Genomic DNA, 21,326 nt, shown 5'->3' on the forward strand with positions numbered 1-21,326 from the left:
GTCTCCCTCCGAGGAGGCCGGCTTCGCTGTATTTCTGGTTCGCTCCGTCCGGACGCGGCGCCGGACGGAGCGAACCAGAAAATGAGCACCCGTCCGGCCGACCAACAGGGCGCCGACCGCCTACGCTGAGGGAGTGAGCGTTCGCCGGATCATGGGAGTCGAGACCGAGTACGGGGTCTCGGTGCCTGGCCAGCCCAACACCAACCAGATGCTGGCCTCGTCGCTGGTGGTGAACTCCTACGCCAACCGCACGGCCAGCGGCGGCAGCCGGGCCAGATGGGACTTCGAGGAGGAGTCGCCGCTGCGCGACGCCCGTGGCTTCGAGACGCCCCGGGAACCCATCGTCGACCCCGGCGCCCCCGCGAACGAGGACGACCTGGGCCTCGCGAACGTCATCCTGACCAACGGCGCCCGGTTCTACGTCGACCACGCGCACCCCGAGTACTCGGCCCCCGAGGTCACCAACCCGCGCGACGTCGTGCTGTGGGACAAGTCCGGCGAGCGGGTCATGGCCGAGGCCGCGCGGCGCGCCCTGCAGGTCCCCGGCACCCATCCGGTGAACCTGTACAAGAACAACACCGACAACAAGGGCGTCTCGTACGGCTGCCACGAGAACTACCTGATGGCCCGCTCGACCCCCTTCGGGGAGATCGTCCGCCACCTCACCCCGTTCTTCGTGACCCGCCAGGTCTACTGCGGTGCCGGCCGCGTCGGCGTCGGCGTCGACGGGCGCACCGCCGGCTACCAGATCTCCCAGCGCGCCGACTTCTTCGAGGTCGAGGTCGGCCTGGAGACCACGCTCAAGCGGCCGATCATCAACACCCGCGACGAGCCGCACGCCGACCCCGAGAAGTACCGCCGGCTGCACGTCATCATCGGCGACGCCAACATGAGCGAGATCGCCACCTACCTGAAGGTCGGCACCACCGCGCTGGTCCTGTCGATGATCGAGGACAGCTGGTTCACCGTCGACCTGTCGGTCGACATGCCCGTGGCCTCACTGCGCGCCGTCTCGCACGACCCGACGCTTCGCCACCAGGTCACCCTGCGTGACGGGCGCAAGATGACGGCCGTCCAGCTGCAGATGGAGTACCTGGAGCAGGCCCGCAAGTACGTCGAGGACAGGTTCGGCGCCGACGCCGACGCCCAGACCACCGATATCCTCGCCCGCTGGGAGTCCGTCCTCACCCGGCTCGAGCAGGACCCGATGAGCCTCGCCCGCGAGCTCGACTGGGTCGCCAAGCTCTCCATCGCCGAGGGCTACCGCACCCGGGACAACCTGCCCTGGAATGACCCGCGGCTGCAGCTCGTCGACCTGCAGTACCACGACGTCCGTCCCGACAAGGGGCTCTACAACCGGCTCGTCGCCCGCGGCCGGATGGAGCGGCTCGTCACCGAGGACGACGTCACCCGGGCGATGACCGAGCCACCCGAGGACACCCGGGCCTACTTCCGCGGCCGCTGCCTCGCCCAGTACCCGCAGCAGGTCGCCGCCGCGAGCTGGGACTCGGTCATCTTCGACATCGGCCGCGACTCCCTGCAGCGCGTCCCGACCCTCGAACCACTGCGCGGCACCAAGAGCCACGTCGGCACCCTGCTCGACCGGTGCCGCACCGCCGCCGAGCTCGTCGACGCCCTGTCTGGCAAATAGGGCTGGTGGCCAGAGACGGCGCTCCGCGCCTCTGGCCACCAGCCTCGGGCGCTGAGCGCCCTCCCTGCGCTGTATCGGGTGGGCGTGGATTTCCGGGGGTCGGTCGCGTTTGTGGCCGGGCTTCTGGTTGCGTTGGAAGGTTTGGGTGCGGCGGCCGGTCGCGATGCGAGGAGTGCTCGCGTGCTGCGGATCCAGGTGTCCGCCCGGACGGTGGACCGCGCCGCCGACCAGAGTGCGACCTAGGACGAAGAAGGTCCGAAACCGGCTCAGCCGGCCGGAGGCGCTCAGCCCGAGACCCAAGCGGCTGTGTGCCGGACGTGGGGGCATAGGCCTGGTGATCCGCGTTCCGCTGAGGGCGGACGGGGCGACGTGGCCGGGCGTTCGTGATGGAGTCGTGGTGGAGTAATGCTCTCCCGAACTGCCGGAAGCCGTCGGTGGGCCGGGATAGTGTGATCAAAGGCAGCGTCCTGAGGCGCAGGCCAGAGGGGCCGTGTTCCACGGCTTCTCGGCCCGCACCCGGCGTGGCGGTTGCCTGGCCGGGCGGGGTCCAGCGACGCCGCCCGCGACGACAGGAGGGCACATGCCAAGCAGGGACAGCGGTGGCCAGACCCACGGCAGCCGCCGCGACAACGAGACCGACGAGGCCGAGGTCGAGGAGAGCAGCAGCTCCGACCTCAAGGAGCGCCACGAGAAGCTCTCCGAGGACGTCGACTCACTTCTCGACGAGATCGACGACGTTCTCGAGGAAAACGCCGAGGAGTTCGTCAAGGGCTATATACAAAAGGGCGGAGAGTAACCTTTTATCGTGCTAGAGGTGAAGGCGTTTCGTCAAACGGCGAGGTAAGGCTGGTCGTCGCGAGTGCCAGGGGTGTCGGTGTAGACAGTCCCCATGACCGAGAAGACCTGCCGGGACTGCGGCGTCGCGAAGCCGCTGGACCAGTTCCACCCGCACCCGCAGATGGTGGACGGGCGCCACAACTACTGCATCGAGTGCTACCGCCGCCGCGGCCGCGAGCGCTACCGGAGACGGAGGGGAGGTGACCTGCGAGACAACCGGCGGACCCGTCCGTTGGAGTCCGACGGGCATCGGACGTGTCCTGACTGCGGCGAGCGCAAGCCGGTGGCAGAGTTCGCCGCGAAGAGCCGGGCTTCGGACGGTCTTCACACGTACTGCAGGCCGTGCAACAGCATCAGGACAGTCGCGAGTGCCGAGCGGTTGTACGGCACAGTGCGGAACCTCCGATTCCTGACGCGCTACGGGCTGACTGCCGAGCAGGTCGACGCCATGCTCGAAGAGCAGGGCGGTCGCTGCGCGATCTGCAAAGAGAAGCCCGCTGCACACGTGGACCATGACCACGCGACCGGTGAGGTCCGCGGGGTCCTCTGCTTCACCTGCAACGTCGGCCTTGGCAACCTGAAGGACGACGTGGGCCGCATCCATGACGCGATGTGTTACCTGGTCGGCTGGCTCCGGGCGCCCGAGGTGATGGCGATCCGGATGACCGCGCCGCCGGATGGCGATCTGGGGCAGTCGGTCACGAGCCGAAGCCCTGCCGCCCTGCGTCACGTCGAGAACAAGTACGGCCTGACCGAGCAGGAGCTTGCCGCGATGGTGGCGGCGCAGCGCGGGCGGTGTGTGATCTGCCGGACCGATCCGGCCGAACACGTCGACCATGACCACTGGACTGGCGAGGTTCGTGGCATCTTGTGCTTCGGCTGCAACACCGGGCTCGGGAACTTCGGGGACGACCTGGGCCGGCTGTACAGCGCAATGACCTACCTGACGTTGAGGGACCTGAAGGGGGATGCGTGCCAGATCCATCTAGCGTGGCCGGACGTCTACCGTCTGTGTTCATGAGGCCGGGAACGTCGTCGTTCACCGAGTTCCTGTCGGCCGCGGCGCCGGAGCTGCTGCCGGGTAACCGCGAGCAGCTGCCCGGCCCAGCGATCGAGGTGGCGCACGGGACCACGATCGTGGCGGTGACCTTCCCCGGCGGCGTGATCATGGCCGGTGACCGCCGGGCGACGCAGGGCAACCTGATCGCGACCAGGGACGTGGAGAAGGTCCACCACGCCGACGAGTACTCGGCGGTGGGCTATGCCGGCACCGCGGGCGTCGGTGCCGACCTGATCAAGCTGTTCCAGGTCGAGCTGGAGCACTACGAGAAGATCGAGGGTGACACCCTCTCGCTGGACGCGAAGGCGAACCGGCTCGGCTTCATGGTCAAGGGCAACCTGCCGATGGCGCTGCAGGGCCTGGCGGTCGTCCCGTTGTTCGCCGGCTACGACACCGACCGGGGCGTAGGGCGGATCTTCTCGTACGACATCGCGGCGGCCCGGTCGGAGGAGCACGGCTTCCACGCGATCGGCTCGGGCTCGCTTTTCGCCAACAGCGCGTTGAAGAAGACCTGGCGGGCGGACCAGTCCGAGGAACGCGCCGTCCGGATCAGCCTGGACGCGCTCTACGATGCGGCCGATGACGACTCGGCGACCGGTGGCCCGGACATGGCTCGCCGGATCTTCCCGGTCGTCGCGGCCGTCACCGCCGACGGGTTCCGGCGGTATTCGGACGACGAGGTGGGGGCCGTGGTGGACGCCCTTGTCGCCGACCGTCTGACGAACCCAGGAGGCTGACGTGACCATGCCGTTCGGCGGCTACGCAAGTCCGGAGCAGTGGGTCCGGGACAAATCGGAGTACGCCCGCAAGGGCATCGCGCGGGGCCGCAGCGTCGTGATCGTGACCTATACGGACGGCATCCTGTTCGTGGCCGAGAACCCGTCCGCGACGCTGCACAAGATCAGCGAGGTGTACGACCGGATCGCGTTCGCCGCGGTCGGGAAGTACAACGAGTTCGAGAACCTGCGCACGGCGGGCATCCGGCTGACGGACATGAAGGGCTACACCTACGCCCGGCGGGACGTGACGGGGCGGGCGCTGGCGAACGCCTACGCGCAGACCCTCGGAGCGATCTTCACCGATTCGATCAAGCCGTACGAGGTGGAGATCGTGGTCGCCGAGGTCGGGCAGACCCCGGAGTCGGACCAGATCTACCGGCTGACCTACGACGGCTCGATCGCGGACGAGCGGGGTTTCGTCGCGATCGGCGGCCAGTCCGAGCAGGTGAACACGTCGCTGCGGGAGCACCACACGGCGGGGGAGCCGCTGGCTCAGGCGTTGCGGGTGGCGGTGCGGGCGTTGGGTGCGGGTACGCCGCCCGGCGCTCCGGGTGCGGCGGCGGCGAACGGTGAGCGGGTGCTGTCGGCGGGGAACCTGGAGGTGGCGGTTCTGGACCGGACCCGGCCGCGCCGGTTGTTCAAGCGTGTGACCGGCGCGCAGCTGGAAGGCCTGCTGTCCGAGACGGCGGCGAGCTCGTAGCGTTCCCCGGTGATCACCGTGCCCACCCGGTGGGCACGGTGATCGCCGCGTTCGGTCCTCCGGCGGTCGCAGGTCTACCGCCGGAGGACCGAACGCGGCGTCAACCCACGGCCGGCCCGGCCTAGGGCTGTTGTCTACGGTGTTGACGATCCGGATCGGTCGAGTTGATCAAGATTTGGCGGCGGCGTGCTCGCGGAGGAACGTGAGGGCGCGAGACCAGGCGTCGGCGGCGGCCTTGGGGCGGTAGACGGCCGGCCGGTCGTCACTGTGGAAGGCGTGGCCGGCGTCGGGGTAGGAGATCAGCTCGGTCGGGCCGGCGGAGGTGGCAGCCGCGGCGCGCAGGGCGCTGATCTCGGCTGGGGTGATCAGCGCGTCCCGCTCGCCGTAGAGCCCGAGCCACGGACCCCGCAGCCCGGGTGCCAGCTCGACGAGGGGCGCGATGCCCGTCCAGTACGGCGTGCTGACGGCGCCCCCGTAGAACGACACGGCCGCGGCGAGTGAGGCGCGCGCGGCGCTGGCGAGCGCGACCGTGCCGCCCATGCAGAAGCCGATGATCGCGGTGTTGGCCGCCTCGACGCCGCTGGTCGCGAGGTAGCCGCGCGCGGAGTCGACGTCGGCACCGATCTCGATGCCGTCGAGGCTGAGCATGTCGGTCGCCGCGCTCGCCCAGCCGCCGTCCCGCGAGGTCTCGGCGAAGCCCTGCCGGTGGTAGAGCTGCGGCGCGACGGCGAGCCAGCCCTCGGCGGCCAGCCGCTCGCATACCGAGCGCAGGTACGGGGTGACCCCGCGGGCGTCCTGGATCACGATGACGCCGCCGTGGCGCTCGCCGGCGGGTGGGCAGACCATGAGCGGCGTGCCGTCCGCCGCGGTGATGTCGACGGCTGGGGTGGGGGCTCGGGACATGCCCCCCATCCTCGCCGTCCCGCCGTCGCGGTGTCGCCGGTCGTCCGGGCTGCCCGGCGAAGGCCCGCGTCGGCGTCCTACGCGCGGCTCGCTCGCTATCCGGGCCTCTGCCGGGACTGCGCCGCGGGTTGTCGACGACACGCCGAGCGAGGCGTGCAGCCGCCGGCCGGCTGCCACAGGATCGGCCCGGACGGTCACGGATAGTGGTGGCGGCGGGCGCCTGGGTGCGGCGGTCGCGCACCGCGGAGCGGGAGCACCGGTGCTGACGAGCGAGCGGCGTGTCTCCGACGGCGGCGAGGACGGGGACGCGTCGGCGTCAGGGAGCGGCGGGGCGCGCCATCGTGCGGTCGGCCGGGGCACGGGCCCGCGGATCCGGATCACCGGTCCGCGGTCCGCGCCGGTGGCGGCCCGCGGAAAGGCGGAGAACGCGGACGTGATCACCGGCGGGTGGCGCGGGCCGTCGGGGGAGACCCGCCGGCTGCTGGTGGTCGTCGTGGGGGTGGCACTGCTGGTGGGGGTGCTGACCTGCCTGTACGGGTGGACCGTGACCAGCCTGCGGCCGTACGGCCTGCCGGTGCTGGCGGCGGGACCGGCCGGCCCGGCGCGGGCGCTGGCCGAGCAGCTGACGACGACAGAACCGGGCACCTTGCGGGTCCGGGTGGTCGCTGACGGTGACGCGGCCGACCGGGCGCTGCGGGCCCGTGAGGCCTACGCGGCGTTCGTGATCGGGCCGAGCGGGCTGTCGCTGCACGTGGCGTCGGCGGCGAGCCCGGCGGTGTCGGAGGCGATGCAGCGCGGCATCGCGCAGGTGATGCCGACGGCGGACATCCCGGTGGTCGACGTGGTGCCCAACGCGACCGCCGACCACGTGGGGGGCGGGCTGTCGGCGGGGTACCTGCCGCTGGTCCTGGTGGTGGCGGTGGGCGGCGTGCTGCTGTCCCGGACCACGGTGCGCCGGGGCACGCGGCTGGCGGGGCTCGCCGGGCTGGCGCTGACCGCCGGCGCGGCCGGCGCGGCGGCGCTGCGCTACGTCCTGGTCGTCTTGCCCGGGTCCTACTGGGCGGCGATGGGGGTGCTGACCCTGCTGGGGGTGGCGGTCGCGGGCACGGTGCTGGGTCTGGGGGCCCGGGCCGGAACGGCCGGCCTGACCGGCGGGTTCGTGTTCTTCGTGGTGGCGGCGGCGTTGTCGGCGTGGTCGTCGGCGCCCGAGCTGATGCCGCCGCCGTGGGGCACCCTCGGCCAGCTCGCCCCGCCGGGGGCCGGGGTGACGCTGCTGCGGGCGGCGGCCTACTTCCGCGGCTCCGGCGGCGGGGACGCGGCCGCGGTGCTGACCGTGTGGGCGGCGCTCGGCGTGGCGCTGATCATGGTCGGTGACACCCGGGGCTGGCAGGGGCGCCCGTGGTCGCGGGCCGGCCGCCGGGAGGTTGCCCCGAGCGACGCGCCGACCACCTCGGCCGGCTTCCCGGGTATCCCGCTCCCGGTCGAGCCCGCGTTCCCGCCAGCCCCCGGCTCCACCCCTGGACTGCCGACAGGGACGGAGGCTCCGGCCCGGTTCCAGCCGGATGGTCGCCGGGTGTAACCGGATTGGCCCTGCTTCTGGCCGTCGGTGACCCCGATGGGCTGCCGGCGGCGAATTACCCGGGGCGGCGCGTGCGTCCGGCCGCGTGAGAGCGCCGACGCGCATAGGGTCAAGGAGTGGATCGCCGCATCTTCGGGCTCGAGAACGAGTACGGCGTCACCTGCGTGTTCCGCGGCCAGCGGCGGCTGAGCCCGGACGAGGTGGCGCGGTACCTGTTCCGCCGCGTCGTGTCGTGGGGCCGCAGCTCCAACGTGTTCCTGAAGAACGGGGCCCGTCTCTACCTCGACGTGGGCAGCCATCCCGAGTACGCCACCCCGGAATGCGACTCGGTGCCCGACCTGGTCACCCACGACAAGGCCGGCGAGCGCATCCTCGAAGGCCTGCTGGTGGAGGCCGAGCGGCGGCTGCGCGAGGAGGGCATCGCCGGCGACATCCACCTGTTCAAGAACAACACCGACTCGGCCGGGAACAGCTACGGCTGCCACGAGAACTACCTCGTCGGCCGGCACGGCGAGTTCTCCCGGCTGGCCGACGTGCTGGTGCCGTTCCTGGTCAGCCGCCAGATCCTGTGCGGCGCGGGAAAGGTCCTGCAGACCCCGCGCGGGGCGGTGTACTGCATCTCGCAGCGGGCCGAGCACATCTGGGAGTCCGTGTCGAGCGCGACGACCAGGTCCCGGCCGATCATCAACACCCGCGACGAGCCGCACGCGGACGCCGAGCGGTTCCGCCGGCTGCACGTCATCGTGGGCGACTCGAACATGTCCGAGACGACGATGCTGCTCAAGCTCGGCTCCACGGACCTGGTGCTGCGGATGATCGAGGCCGGGGTCGTGCTGCGGGACATGACGCTGGAGAACCCGATCCGGGCGATCCGCGAGGTCTCCCACGACATGACCTGCCAGCGCAAGATCCGCCTCGCGAACGGCCGGGAGGTCTCGGCGCTGGACATCCAGCGGGAGTACTACTCGAAGGCCGTCGAGTTCGTCGACCGCCGGGGCGGTGACGCGGTCACGAAGCGGGTGCTCGACCTGTGGGGCCGGACCCTGCTGGCGATCGAGACCGAGGACCTGGAGCTGGTCGCCCGCGAGATCGACTGGGTGACGAAGTACGTCCTCATCGAGCGGTTCCGGGCCCGGCACAACGAGTCGCTCGCGTCGCCGCGGATCGCCGAGCTGGACCTGAAGTACCACGACATCCACCGCGACCGGGGCCTTTACTACCGGATGGAGAAGGCCGGCCTGGTCGAGCGGGTGACCCGTGACCTGGACATCTTCGAGGCGAAGTCGAAGCCGCCGCAGACGACGCGGGCCCGGCTGCGCGGCGAGTTCATCAAGCGGGCGCAGGAGAAGCGCCGCGACTTCACTGTCGACTGGGTGCATCTGAAGCTCAACGACCAGGCGCAGCGCACCGTGCTGTGCAAGGACCCGTTCCGCTCCGTCGACGACCGCGTCGACAAGCTGATCGCTTCCATGTGACGAGGTCCGGGGAAAGGGCGTGGAGCGCCCTCCTCGGACAGCGTTGGACGGGCGCGGAGCGCCCGTCCAACGCTGGATCCGGACAGGTGCGGATGACGGTGGTTGACCGCGGTCGAGGGTAGGGATTGTAGCCGCGGCAGGTGTACGGGTCTCGGGTGCGCTCCGCGCCCACGTCTGACGGGCGCCGAGTGGCCGTCTTCCGGTGTGCTGGCGGCGGCCTGATCGTTGTTCCGGCCCTCCGATGGTCATCAACGGGATGGGATCACGACCGCCAGCGGGCCACCACGGCGACCAGGTGGCGGCCGGCTGGCGCGGGGGCCCGGGTGGGCGGGTGCGGGCTTGTGGGGGAGGCGGGGAAGAGTTGTCCGAGGGTGGCCGAGGGCGGTGCCGCCGGTGGTCTCGGTGGCGGCTCGTTCTGCGAGGATGCGTGCTGATCGTCACAGCGCCCCGGACCTGCCGGATCCATTCGCCGACCCGGTAGGGACCACAGCCGTTCCCCCCGCCGATCTCCCCGTGAAGGACGCCCGTGCCCAGGAGTCTTCGCCCCGTGTTCTCGCCCGCGTCCGTGCGCTCCGGCGGAGGTGGCGCGCGCACGCGGACGGCCGTCGCCGCGTCGGCGGCGACCGCGGTGCTGGCCGTCGCGGCGGTCGCGGGATGCAGTTCGACCACCGCTCCTGACGGCACGGCCGCAGCGCCGGTACCGGCCCCGACGGTGGCCGTCGTGCCGGCGACCGTGCTGCCAGTGGTGGGCAACCCGACGATCCTGACCGTCAAGCCGGCCGTGGGCGCGGGCAAGGGCCTGCCGCCGACGAAGCTCGTCGTGAAGGACCTGGTGGCCGGCACGGGCGCCCCGGCGGCCTCGTCGGCCACCGTGACGGTCAACTACGTCGGGGTGCTCTGGAACGACGGCAAGCAGTTCGACGCGTCCTGGGACAGCGGCGAGCCGGCGACGTTCCCCCTCGACCAGGTGATCCCCGGGTTCGCCCAGGGCATCGCGGGCAGCGTCAGCGACGCGGTCACGGGCATGCGGGTCGGCGGCCGCCGACTGATCGTCATCCCGCCGGCGCTGGGCTACGGCCCGCGGGGCGGCCAGGGCGCGATCAAGGCCGACGACACGATCGTCTTCGTCGTCGACCTGCTCGACGTCACCGCCGCGACGAACGCCCCCACCACCGGCGCGACCGCCACCGGCGCGGCAAACGGCTAACCCGCCAGACCCCATTGCTGGTTGGGCCTCAGCTGGCGCGTAGGCGCCGTTTGTCGTCAGTCCACAGCCGGTGTGCGGCACCCTCCGCCAGGCTCCTGACCGTGGATCGGCACTTACCCCGGTTATCCGCGCCCCCCTCGATCCAGCGTCGGGCCGGCCCCCTGGGGCTGGCCCTTCTGGGTGGCGCCGAATGCGGACGTTGACCGCCCCACAGGGGCGTCAGCGGATCGCGGCCACGCCCCTGACCCTGGACCGGCGCTGATGCCCTGTCTCTCCCTGCGCCTCGGTCCAGCGTGCGGGCCGGGCCGCCAGGCCCGGGCCGGTTGGGCGGCGTACGGAACCCAGCCACGGTCCTGACCCTGGACCGGGGCTGGCCCCCGGTATCCGCGTCGACCTCGGTCCAGCGTGCGGGCCGGGCCGCCAGGCCCGGCCCAGTTAGGCGGCAGCGGGCGCGCCAGCGCCCTTCTGCCGCCTAACAGATACCCTCACTGGGTGTGTCCCGGCGACGGCTGGAGCGGCTGCTCAATCTGACGATGTGCCTGATGGCGACATCGCGCTTCCTCACCGTGTCCGAGATCGGGGACATGGTCGACGGCTACGAGCCGGGGCACGACGACGACGCCCACGAGGCATTCCGGCGGATGTTCGAACGCGACAAGCAGTACCTGCGTGACCTGGGCATCCCGCTCGAGACCGGCCAGGACGGGTACGGCGACGAGGTCGGCTATCGCATCCGCCGCGACGACTACGCGCTGCCGGAGATCCGGCTGAGCCCGGACGAGGCGGCCGCGCTGGCGCTGGCGGCCCGGTTGTGGTCGGCGGCGTCGCTCGCGGCGCCGGCGGCGAGTGCGTTGCGCAAGCTCGCCGCGGGCGGCGTCGCCACCAGCCCGGGCCTGGGGACCCGTGCAGCGGGCGACGGGACGACCGCCGGGCCCGGGCCGGCCGAACTGTTCGGCCTGGACGGGCTGGAGCCCCGGGTCGACGCGGCCGAGCCCGCGTTCGAGCCGTGCCTGGCTGCGCTGCAGGAACGCCGCGCGATCCGTTTCCCGTACCGCAAGCCAGGTGAGCCGGAGGCGGCGGAGCGGTTCGTCGAGCCGTGGGGTGTGCTGTCGTGGCGGGGCCGCTGGTATCTCGCCGGGCATGACCGCCGCCGGGGCGCGCCGCGGGTGTTCCGGCTGTCGCGGGTCGCCGGGCCGGTGCGGCCCGTCGGCCCGGCGGGCGCCGTGACGGTGCCCGCCGGTGTGGATCTGCGCTCGATGGTCACGATGTCGACGTCGTCGAGCCCGGAGCGGGCGCGCACGGCGACGCTGGCGGTCCGGGTCGGCGCGGGCCACGCGCTGCGCCGCCGGGGCCGGCCTGTCCCGGCTGACGCCGGCGGCGGGACCTCGTCCGGCGGTTCGGCCGCGGGTGGCGGCGCGCCCGGGGCCGGCTCCGACATGGACGTGCTGCGGATCGGGTTCGTCGACGCGGAGCGGATGGCCCGCTGGGTCGCCGGCTACGGCGCCGACGTCGTCGTGCTCGACCCGCCCGACCTGCGCGCGGAGGTCGTCCGCCGGCTCGCCGCCGTCGCCAGAGACGGTCCCGCCGCGGGTGACGCGGCGGTAGGCGGCCTGCCCGCCGACGCCCCGCTGGAGCAGGCCGCTGCGGTCGCCGGCGCTGGGCGCCGCCGCGCGGACGGGACCGGGCCGGACCGGGCCCGCCAGGACTCGCCGTCCGACGACCGGCTGTCCCGGTTGCTGGCCCTGGTCCCCTGGCTGCGCACCCGGCCGGGGGTGTCCGTCGACGCGGCGGCCGCCGCGTTCGGGATCACCCCTCGGCAGCTGCGTGACGACCTGGAGCTGCTGTTCCTGTGTGGCCTGCCCGGCGGTGCTCCCGGCGACCTGATCGACATCAGCTACGAGGGCGGGCAGATCACCGTCGTCGACCCGCAGACCCTCGACCGGCCGCTGCGGCTGACCGTGGACGAGGCGACGGCGCTGGTCGTCGCCGCGCGGGCGCTCGCCGACCTGCCGGGTCTCGCCGGCCGGGAGGCGCTGGAGCAGGCGGTGACCCGGATCGAGCGGGCGATCGGCAGCCGCCCGGCGGACCGCGTGGGCGTGCAGCTCGACCCGCCGAACGAGGTCCTGACCGTGTTGCAGCGGGCCCTGCGGGAGCGGCGGCGGGTCCATCTGCGCTACCTGGTCTGGTCGCGCGACGAGCTCACCGAACGCGACGTCGACCCGATGCGGCTGCTGTCGCTGGACGGCCACTGGTATTTGGAAGGCTGGTGCCACCGGGCCGAGGCGACGCGGATGTTCCGGCTCGACTCGATCGTCGGCGGCGCCGCGGGGGTCACCGTGCTCGCCGTGGCGGCGGCACCACCGCCGAGCGCGGCGGTCCGCGACGTCAGCTCCGGGGTGTTCACCCCCGGTCCCGGTGACCTGCTCGCGATCGTCGATCTCACCGCGTCCGCCCGCTGGGCCGCCGACCACTACCCGGTCGAGACCGCCGAGGAGCTGCCCGGCGGTGGGCTGCGGGTGACGCTGTACGCGGCGGGGACGGCGTGGCTGCGCCGGCTGCTGCTGGGCCTCGGCGGCGACGCCCGGGTGGTCGGCCCGGCGACGCTGGTCACCGACATCCACGCCGCGGCGGGCAAGGCACTGGCTGGCTACGACGCCGCGGTCCCGCCGGTAGGGTGAGCTGCCATGCACTGGGGACTGGTCGACGCGGCCGTGATCATCGTGACGCTGGTGCTGTTCGCGGCGCTGGCGGCCGGGCTGTGGCGCAAGGCCCGCACCGTGCGGGCGACCGCGAAGGAGCTTTCCGAGCGGGTCTCCGGCCTGTCCGCCCAGACGGCCGCGCTGTCGGCACGCCTCGACTCCGCCGAGGTCATGGCGCGCCTCTCCGACCGCGCGGACTGAGCTGATCGCCCGGCTGGGTGCCGGTGCCCGGCGGTGAATTCGCCTGGTGGGATCCGATGGCGCGTGCTTACGTCATCTGCGGGATACATGGCGGACGTCTGTTCCGACCTATGCTCGCGACGTAGCATCAGGCTCGTACCGGTCGTGGTACCGGTCATCGACCACCGGAGGACGTCTTCCATGCCGAACCTGGGTACGCCAGAGCTGATCATCATCGCGGTCGTCGTGCTGGTGCTGTTCGGGTCGAAGAAGCTGCCGGAGGCGGCCCGTTCCGTCGGACGCTCGCTGCGGATCCTCAAGTCCGAGACCAAGGGCCTGCGCGACGACGAGGCGTCCCTGGCTCCCGCCGCGGCCCCCCCGGCGATCGCCCCCGCGCCCCCGGCCCAGACCGCCAACGGCGTCGCCTCCGCGACCACCGAGAAGACCCTCTAGCCCCGCACGCACCCCAGCCAGGTCGAGCGACCGAACGCACCCCAGCCAGGTCGAGCGCCGGATTCGTGAACGTAACCGAGCCGGGTGACGCGACCCAGCCGAGCTCCCGACTCTGGACGGGGCCAGCCCAGTCCTTCTGCGCCGTGTCCGATACATCGCCGGGCAGGGCGCTCAGCGCCCGACCCGGCTGATCGTCCGGAGGCGCGCAAGCGCCTTTCCCGCACGATCAGCCGTAACGACTTGAGCAGGAGCCTTAGCCCCGTGCCACGCATTCCCACGCCGCGGCGGGTCGCCGACAACGTCAACCACCGGCGCACCCGCACGGTGGAAGACAGCAGGATGCCGCTCACCGAGCATCTGCGGGAGCTGCGTAACCGGGTCGCGAAGGCACTCATCGCGTTTGTCCTCGCGACGGTCGTGTGCTTCTTCTTCGAGCAGCACATCCTGAACTTCCTGATGCACCCGTACTGCTCGCTGCCGGCGCACAAACGCGCGAGCTTCCAGGGCCAGACCTGCCAGCTGTACGTGTTCGGCATTCTGGACCCGTTCATGATCCGGCTGAAGATCTCCGCGATCGCCGGCGCGATCGCGTCGTCGCCGGTCTGGCTCTACCAGCTGTGGTCGTTCATCACGCCGGGCCTGCACCGGCACGAGCGCCGCTGGTCGCTGACGTTCGTCGCGCTGTCGCTGGGGCTCTTCGCGGTCGGCGCCTGCTTCGCCTACATCACCCTGCGGACCGGGCTGAACCTGCTGCTCGGCTTCAGCGGTGACGGGATCGTCTCCGTTCTGGACGCGAACAAGTACCTCAGCTACGTCATCGCGATGGTGCTGATCTTCGGCGCGTCGTTCGAGATACCGCTGCTGGTCTGTCTGCTCAACCTCGCCGGGGTCGTCCCGACGGCGAAGCTGCGGGCGTGGCGGCGCTCGGAGATCTTCCTGACGTTCCTGTTCGCGGCGATCGTAACGCCCAGCCAGGACCCGTTCACGATGCTCGCCCTCGGCCTGCCGATGATCGTCCTGTACGAGGTGGCGCTTTTCGTCGGCTGGCTGAACGACCGGCGCAAGAAGAACCGCGGTGACGGGTCCGCCTACGCGGAGCTCGCCGACGACGAGGCCTCACCGCTGGACTTCGACGACTCCGGCGAGACGGCCCGCCGGGCGGCGCTCGCGGCCCGCGCCCAGCAGGATGACCGGGCCGGCCGCAAGGCCCGCGCCAAGCTCGCCGCGATGGCCCAGGCACAGCCCGGCGACGATGCGGGCGGGTCGTCCGCGGACATCACCTGAGCGGGTGGCCGCCCGGCGCCGCGGGCTCGGTGGGGGCGGCGCGGTGAGCCCGGCGGCCTGTCGGACCAGCGCCGTAACCTGAACGTGTGACTGTCCGGGCAAGCCAGCCCCGGCGGGACCCCTGACGGCGGCCGCCGGCGCGGCGGGCCGCCGGTGGCCTGGCGACGGACGGCGAGCCGGCCCGGCTCGGCTCGGCTCGCAGCATCCCCTGACGCCGGGCTCCGTCCGGCCCGCGGCCTACGAACGAGGTTGACAGATGACGGCGCCCGACCGTGACCCGGCCGCGGACGAGCTGAGCGATCCCGACGAGTTCGCCTTCTCGAACACGCTCGCAGCGGCGGGCGGGGCCGGCGACGGCGCCGACGGCCTCGCCGGGCTCGCCGAGGCCGAGGAGGACGAGGGCCCGGCCGGCCTGGTCGTCGAGGGCTTGGCCGAGGCACTCGGTGCGTTCGCCGGCCGGTACGGCTTCGGGATGGACCCGTTCCAGGTCGGGGCGTGCGAGGCGCTCGCGGGCGGCGCGAGCGTGCTGGTCGCGGCGCCGACCGGGGCCGGCAAGACGATCGTCGGGGAGTTCGCCGCGTTCCTCGCGCTGCGGGCCGGGCGGCGCTGCTTCTACACGACGCCGATCAAGGCGCTTTCGAACCAGAAGTACGCCGACCTGGTCGCCGCCCACGGCGCGGCGAACGTCGGCCTGCTGACCGGCGACACGTCCCGCAACGGTGACGCCCCGGTGGTTGTGATGACCACCGAGGTGCTGCGCAACATGCTCTACGCCACCCCGGAGCACAGCCGTCGCCTCGACGGCCTCGCCTACGTCGTCATGGACGAGGTGCACTACCTGGCCGACCGGCAGCGCGGCGCCGTCTGGGAAGAAGTGATCATCCACCTGCCGGCCCACGTGCAGGTGGTGTCGCTCTCGGCGACGGTGAGCAACGCCGAGGAGTTCGCCCAGTGGCTGGTCACGGTCCGCGGCCACACCCGGGTGATCGTCTCCGAGGACCGTCCGGTGCCGCTGTGGCAGCACGTCCTGGCCGACCGGACGCTCTACGACCTGTTCGTCGAGGACGGCGTGGCGCAGCCGGCCGGCCCGGCGTCCGCCGGCGGCCGCCCGGTCAACCCGGAGCTGGTCCGCCTCGCCCGGCTGGAGAGCTCCGGCGGTGACTGGTCGGGCCCGCGCCGGCCGGGCGGGCGGCCCGGTGGCCGGCCCCGGCGGATGTGGGTGCCGAGCCGGCCGCAGGTCATCGAACGCCTCGACCGTGAGGGCCTGCTCCCCGCGATCACCTTCGTGTTCAGCCGGGCCGGCTGCGACGCGGCGGTCGCGGCCTGCGTCGCCGCTGGGCTGCGGCTGACGACGTCGCAGCAGGCCCTGGAGATCCGCGCGCACGTGCGGGCCAGGACCGCCGAGCTGCCCGACGCCGACCTGCGGGTGCTGGGCTACTGGGAGTGGCTCGACGGGCTTGAGCGGGGCATCGCCGCGCACCACGCCGGGATGCTGCCCGCGTTCAAGGAGGTCGTCGAGGAGCTGTTCGTCCGCGGCCTGGTCCGGGCCGTGTTCGCCACGGAGACGCTCGCGCTCGGGATCAACATGCCGGCCCGCACCGTCGTGCTGGAGCGGCTGTCGAAGTTCAACGGCGTCGAGCGGGCCGACATCACCCCAGGCGAGTACACCCAGCTGACCGGGCGCGCGGGCCGGCGCGGCATCGACATCGAGGGCCACGCGGTCGTCATCTGGCAGCCGGGCCTGGACCCGCTGGCCGTCGCCGGCCTCGCGTCGGCCCGGACCTACCCGCTGCGGTCGTCGTTCCGGCCGTCCTACAACATGGCCGTCAACCTGGTCGGCCGGCTCGGCGGCGAGCGGGCCCGCACGGTCCTGGAGTCGTCGTTCGCCCAGTTCCAGGCGGACCGCAACGTCGTGGGGCTCGCCCGGCAGGTGCGGCGCAACCAGACGGCGCTCGACGAGCTGACCGCCGAGGCCGAGTGTGACCGCGGCTCGGCGCTCGAGTACGACCAGCTGCGCCGCCAGATCCGGGACCGGGAGAAGCGGCTGTCCCGCGAGGGCGCGGCCCAGACCCGCTCCGAGGCGGCGGCGTCGCTGGCCCGGCTGCGCACCGGCGACGTCGTGCGGGTCCCGGCCGGGCGGCGGATGGGCCTGGCCGTGGTGCTCGACGTGGACCTCGACCCGCGGGGCCGCGACGAGCCGCGCCCCGTGGTGCTGACCGCGGACCATCAGGTCAAGCGGCTGTCGCTGATCGACTTCCCGGTCGCGGTGGAGCCGCTCGGCCGGGTCCGGGTGCCGCGGACGTTCAACCCCCGCGACGCCCGCTCCCGGCGTGACCTGGCGTCGGCCCTGCACGCGGCGGAGCTGCGCGCCGAGCCAGGCAGACGCGACCGGGCCCGGTCGGCCGCGGCCGACGACGTGGAGCTCGCCCGGCTGCGCCGCTCGTTGCGTGCCCACCCGGTGCACGACTGCCCGCGCCGCGAGGAGCATCTGCGCAAGGCTGAGCGGGTGGCCCGGCTGCGCCGGGAGACCGAGCAGCTGACCCGCAAGGTCGAGAGCCGGACGAACACCGTGGCCCGCACGTTCGACCGGGTCCGCGGGGTGCTCACCGAGCTGGACTACCTCGACGGCGACGCGGTCACCGCGAAGGGCCGCCGGCTGGCCCGCATCTACACCGAGCAGGACCTCCTCGTCGCGGTGTGCGTCGACGAGGAGGTCTGGGAGCCGCTCGGCCCGCCGGCGCTGGCCGCGGCCGTCTCCGCGCTGGTGTTCGAGCCGCGCGGCGACGACTCGGCGCCGCCGGCGCTGCCCGGCGACGAGGCGCTGCGCACGGCGCTGACGGCGGCCCAGCGCGCCTACCTGACCCTGTCGGCCCTGGAGGACCGCCACGGGCTCGGCTTCGTGCGGCCACCGGAGCTCGGCTTCGTCACCGCCGCGTACGGATGGGCGAACGGTCGGTCGCTGGAGCGGATCCTCGGCGAGGACGCCACCGAGCTCACCGCCGGTGACTTCGTCCGGTGGATGCGCCAGCTGCTGGACCTGCTCGACCAGCTCGCCGAGGTCGCCGCCCCGGGCTCGCGGCTGCGCGGCACCGCCCGCGAGGCGATGGACGCGGTCCGCCGCGGCGTCGTCGCCTACTCGATGGACTGAGCGCGGGCCTAGCGGGGGGGCCGCCGAGATACGGCAGAAAGGGGCAACGGGCGGCTGTAGCCGGTAGCGGGGCGGCAGCGGGTTGCTCGGTAGCCTGCCGATCACTGTCGGGGTGCGGTACGGGGTGGGCCGGTGGCATCGATCGAGCGGACGGCGTATCCGCGGTTCAAGCGGACGATCTCGTCGCGGGAGTTGCACGACGCGTTCACGGTGACCTCGGCCGAGGTCGGGTGGGCGGTCGAGCGGACCGCGACCGACCGGCATCGCCTCGCGTTGCTGGTGTTGTTGAAGTGCTACCAGCGGCTGGGCTACTTCCCGAGCCTGGCCGCCGTCCCGGCGGATGTCGTCGGGTATGTGCGCGGCCAGCTGGAGCTGGACGAGTCGGTGGCCGCCGAGCATGATGCGCCGCGCACCGCGAAGCGGCACCGCGGCCTGGTCCGGGACCGGCTGGGAGTGGTCTACGAGCCGGCAAAGGTCCGCGAGATCGCCGAGGCGGCGTTGCGGGAGGCGGCCCAGGGCAAGGACAACCCGGCCGATCTGATCAACGCGGCGTTGGAACAGCTGGTGAAGGCGCGCTGCGAACTGCCTGGCTACACGACGTTGGACCAGATGGCCGGGACGATCCGCGCCGAGGTGAACAACGCACTGTTCGCGATGGTGGTCGCCCGGCTCGACGCGGCTGCCCGAGGGCGGTTGCTGGGTTTGCTGGTGGTGGATCCGGTTGCGCGGCGCAGCGCCTTCGACCGGATCAAACAGCCACCGGGCCGGGCGACGATCAGCAAGCTGCGGAAGTGGCTGGAGCATCTGGGCTGGCTGGACAGCCTCGGTCCGACGCAGGAGTGGCTGACCGGGGTGACCCCGGCGAAGATCAGCCACTTCGCCGGGGAGGCGGATGTGCTGGACGCGGCGGAGATGCGTGATGCCGGAGAGGACAAGCGGCTGGCGTTGCTGATCTGCCTGCTGCACACCGCGCGGATCTGCGCCCGGGATGACGCGGTGGAGATGTTCTGCAAGCGGATCTCCGCGCTGCACAAGAAGGCCCGGGACCATCTGGAGGCGCTACGCGAGCAGGGCCGGGCGGACTCCGAGCGGCTGCTGGGGGTGTTCGGGGACGTCCTGGCGGTCGTCCGTGACGCGCTGGGCGCCTCCGAGAACGAGCAGGCGGCGGAGGCGGCCGATCCGATCGGAGACGTGTCCGAACGCGCCGGCCGGCTGGTGCTCAAAACGTTGGCGGAGGCCGGTGGGGTGGCCGCGCTGTCCGGGGCGCATGAGGCGGTCTCGGCGCATCACGGCAACAACTACGCCCCGCTGGTCGAGCGGTTCTACCGCTCGCACCGGCCGGCGCTGTTTACCCTGCTCGACGCCGTGGTGCTCGAGCCGACGAGCACCGACCGGACGGTCGCCGACGCGGTCGCCTTCCTCAAGGCCCATCGGCATGCCCGGGGCGAGTTCATTCCCGATCATGCCGACGGGGTGGTGGTGGATCTGTCGTTCGCCGGGGAGATGTGGCAGAAGGTCCTGCGCGACCGGCGGTATCCCGGTCGGCTGGCCCGGCGGCACTTCGAGGTGTGCGTGTTCACCTACCTCGCCGCGGAGCTGCGGTCGGGGGACATCGCGGTGGCCGGGTCGGACTCGTACGCGAACCTGCACGTCCAGCTGCTGTCCTGGGCGGACTGCGAGCCGCTGGTCGCCGGCTACTGCGCCCAGGCCGGGATCCCCGCCACCGCCGGCGAGTTCGTCGCCTGGATGCGCGGGGAGCTCGCCCGGGTAGCCGGGGCGGTGGACGCGGGCTATCCGGCGAATGCCGACCTGGTCATTGACGCGGCCAGCGGCGTGCCGATGCTCAAGGCCCGGCGCGGCCGCGATCGCCGCCCCTCGGCCCGTGCGCTGGAGGAGGAGATCCACGCGCGGCTGCCGCAGCGGGCGTTGCTGGACATCCTGACCCGCACCGCGCACCTGCTCGGCTGGCACCGCCACTTCGGCCCGGCGTCCGGCTCGGACCCGAAGCTCACCGACCCGCTGGCCCGGTACGCGCTGATGACGTTCACTTACGGGGCGAACCTGGGGCCGGCGCAGGTCGCCCGGCACATGCGCGGACAGGTCTCCGCGCACGAGCTGTCGACTGCGGCGAACAAGCACGTCACCGCGGGCAAGCTCGACCTGTCCTCGGCGGATGTGACCAACGCCTACATCCAGCTGGACCTGTCCCGCGCCTACGGCGACGGGCGCACCGCCGGCACGGACGGCTCCCAGATCGACACCTGGGAGAACAACCTGCTCGCCGAGACCTCAGTCCGCTACGGCGGATACGGCGGGATCGCGTTCCGGCACATCTCCGACACCTACATCGCGCTGTTCAGCCGGTTCATCCCGTGCGGGGTGTGGGAGGCCGTCTACATCATCGACGGGCTGCTCACGAACCCCTCCGAGGTCGCGCCGGATGTGGTGCACGCGGACACGCAAGGCCAGTCGTTGCCGGTGTTCGGCCTGGCCACCTTGCTGGGCATCGAGCTGCTGCCGCGGATCCGCAACTGGAAGGACCTGATCTTCTACCGGCCCGAACCGGCGGCGCGCTACTCCCACATCGACGCGCTGTTCGCCGAGCAGAGCATCGACTGGACGCTCATCGAGGCCCACTGGCCGGACCTGATCCGCACCGCGATCTCCATCCGGGAAGGCGCGCTGTCCTCGGTCACCCTGCTGCGCCGCCTGGGCCACGACTCCCGTAAGAACCGGCTCTACCGGGCGTTCCGCGAACTCGGCCGCGCCGTACGCACCCTGGTCCTGCTGCGCTACCTGTCCGAGCCCGCGCTGCGAGAGAGCATCACCGCGATGACGAACAAGGTCGAGGCCTTCCACGGCTTCGCCGACTGGCTGATGTTCGGCGGGGACCTCCTCGGCCACAACGACCCCGACCACCACGAAAAGATCATCAAGTTCAACGAGCTCGTCGCGAACTGCGTGATCTACCACAACGCCCTCGACATCACCGAGGCCGTCAACCAGCTCGTCGCCGACGGCCAGGTGGTCGACCCCGACGACCTGGCCACCATCAGCCCCTACATCCGCGAGAACGTCCGCCGCTTCGGCGAATGGGTGCTCGACACCACCCCACCCGAGCAGACCGTCACCCGGCTCGACATCACCCTGGCCGGCTGAACGACGGCGTGAACGGAACACCGGATTAGCCATCCTGACGATGACCCGCCGAGGCGCGGGCGCTGGGAACGGAGGGCCCGGTCGGTCACGCCGGCCGCTGCGATGCGCGAGGCCGCGGTGTCGCGGATGTGGACAGGGCGGAGGAATCGCGCTATCCAGACATGACGCGGATGCTTTCCGCCGCGTGGCCACGGGGGGTACATGAGCGTGCC

The 21,326-nt window shown here is 72.3% G+C and carries 15 protein-coding genes; 14 read left to right on the forward strand and 1 reads right to left on the reverse strand.

Translation table 11 applies throughout. The features are described from left to right. Positions 1-133: 133 nt before the first annotated feature. The 5 genes from dop (at position 134) to prcA (ending at position 5,027) form a co-directional block, all read left to right on the forward strand. Positions 134-1,651, forward strand: coding sequence for a depupylase/deamidase Dop (dop, locus tag FRADC12_RS26935; RefSeq protein WP_349305915.1), 1,518 nt, complete (start codon positions 134-136; stop codon positions 1,649-1,651). 580 nt (positions 1,652-2,231) lie between these two features. Next, entirely contained in the window at positions 2,232-2,447 is a 216-nt protein-coding gene (locus tag FRADC12_RS26940) for a ubiquitin-like protein Pup (protein WP_045878711.1), read from the forward strand. Positions 2,448-2,540: 93 nt separating this feature from the next. Continuing rightward, the gene (locus FRADC12_RS26945) at positions 2,541-3,509 is read left to right on the forward strand and encodes an endonuclease VII domain-containing protein (protein WP_045878712.1); all 969 of its coding nucleotides are present in this window, start codon (positions 2,541-2,543) and stop codon (positions 3,507-3,509) included. After that, the gene (prcB, locus tag FRADC12_RS26950) at positions 3,461-4,285 is read left to right on the forward strand and encodes a proteasome subunit beta (RefSeq protein ID WP_198153058.1); all 825 of its coding nucleotides are present in this window, start codon (positions 3,461-3,463) and stop codon (positions 4,283-4,285) included. Before FRADC12_RS26945 ends, prcB begins: the two co-directional genes overlap by 49 nt. Position 4,286: 1 nt before the next feature. Then, the gene (prcA, locus tag FRADC12_RS26955) at positions 4,287-5,027 is read left to right on the forward strand and encodes a proteasome subunit alpha (protein WP_045878714.1); all 741 of its coding nucleotides are present in this window, start codon (positions 4,287-4,289) and stop codon (positions 5,025-5,027) included. 168 nt (positions 5,028-5,195) lie between these two features. On the opposite strand, the gene FRADC12_RS26960 is transcribed toward prcA, so the two are convergent. Beyond that, positions 5,196-5,930, reverse strand: a complete 735-nt coding sequence (locus tag FRADC12_RS26960) for a dienelactone hydrolase family protein (protein WP_052711209.1) — start codon at positions 5,928-5,930, stop codon at positions 5,196-5,198. Positions 5,931-6,189: 259 nt separating this feature from the next. Here FRADC12_RS26960 and FRADC12_RS26965 point away from each other — a divergent pair, with 259 nt between their 5' ends. The 9 genes from FRADC12_RS26965 to FRADC12_RS27005 all read left to right on the forward strand — a co-directional run bounded on the left by FRADC12_RS26965 (position 6,190) and on the right by FRADC12_RS27005 (position 21,114). Then, positions 6,190-7,509, forward strand: a complete 1,320-nt coding sequence (locus FRADC12_RS26965; RefSeq protein WP_045878716.1) for a hypothetical protein — start codon at positions 6,190-6,192, stop codon at positions 7,507-7,509. A gap of 116 nt (positions 7,510-7,625) precedes the next feature. After that, complete coding sequence (gene pafA, locus FRADC12_RS26970; RefSeq protein ID WP_045878717.1) at positions 7,626-8,984, forward strand: Pup--protein ligase; 1,359 nt, start codon at positions 7,626-7,628, stop codon at positions 8,982-8,984. Positions 8,985-9,531: 547 nt separating this feature from the next. After that, entirely contained in the window at positions 9,532-10,191 is a 660-nt protein-coding gene (locus FRADC12_RS26975) for an FKBP-type peptidyl-prolyl cis-trans isomerase (RefSeq protein ID WP_052711210.1), read from the forward strand. Between the two features lie 542 nt (positions 10,192-10,733). Then, positions 10,734-12,869, forward strand: a complete 2,136-nt coding sequence (locus tag FRADC12_RS34625) for a helix-turn-helix transcriptional regulator (protein WP_349305917.1) — start codon at positions 10,734-10,736, stop codon at positions 12,867-12,869. Between the two features lie 6 nt (positions 12,870-12,875). Beyond that, positions 12,876-13,091 (forward strand): hypothetical protein, encoded by a 216-nt coding sequence (locus FRADC12_RS26985; RefSeq protein ID WP_045878719.1) that lies wholly within the window; start codon positions 12,876-12,878, stop codon positions 13,089-13,091. Between the two features lie 180 nt (positions 13,092-13,271). Continuing rightward, positions 13,272-13,523: a Sec-independent protein translocase subunit TatA gene (tatA, locus tag FRADC12_RS26990; RefSeq protein ID WP_045878720.1), complete on the forward strand. Its 252-nt coding sequence runs from the start codon at positions 13,272-13,274 to the stop codon at positions 13,521-13,523. Positions 13,524-13,784: 261 nt separating this feature from the next. After that, the gene (tatC, locus tag FRADC12_RS26995) at positions 13,785-14,807 is read left to right on the forward strand and encodes a twin-arginine translocase subunit TatC (protein ID WP_045878721.1); all 1,023 of its coding nucleotides are present in this window, start codon (positions 13,785-13,787) and stop codon (positions 14,805-14,807) included. Positions 14,808-15,063: 256 nt separating this feature from the next. Then, a complete protein-coding gene (locus tag FRADC12_RS27000; RefSeq protein ID WP_052711211.1) occupies positions 15,064-17,955 on the forward strand; it encodes a DEAD/DEAH box helicase in 2,892 nt (963 codons plus the stop codon). A 132-nt stretch (positions 17,956-18,087) separates the two neighbouring features. Then, positions 18,088-21,114, forward strand: a complete 3,027-nt coding sequence (locus tag FRADC12_RS27005) for a Tn3 family transposase (protein WP_045878722.1) — start codon at positions 18,088-18,090, stop codon at positions 21,112-21,114. Positions 21,115-21,326 lie beyond the last annotated feature (212 nt).

Origin of the sequence: Pseudofrankia sp. DC12 (assembly GCF_000966285.1) — a bacterium.
GTDB lineage: Bacteria > Actinomycetota > Actinomycetes > Frankiales > Frankiaceae > Pseudofrankia.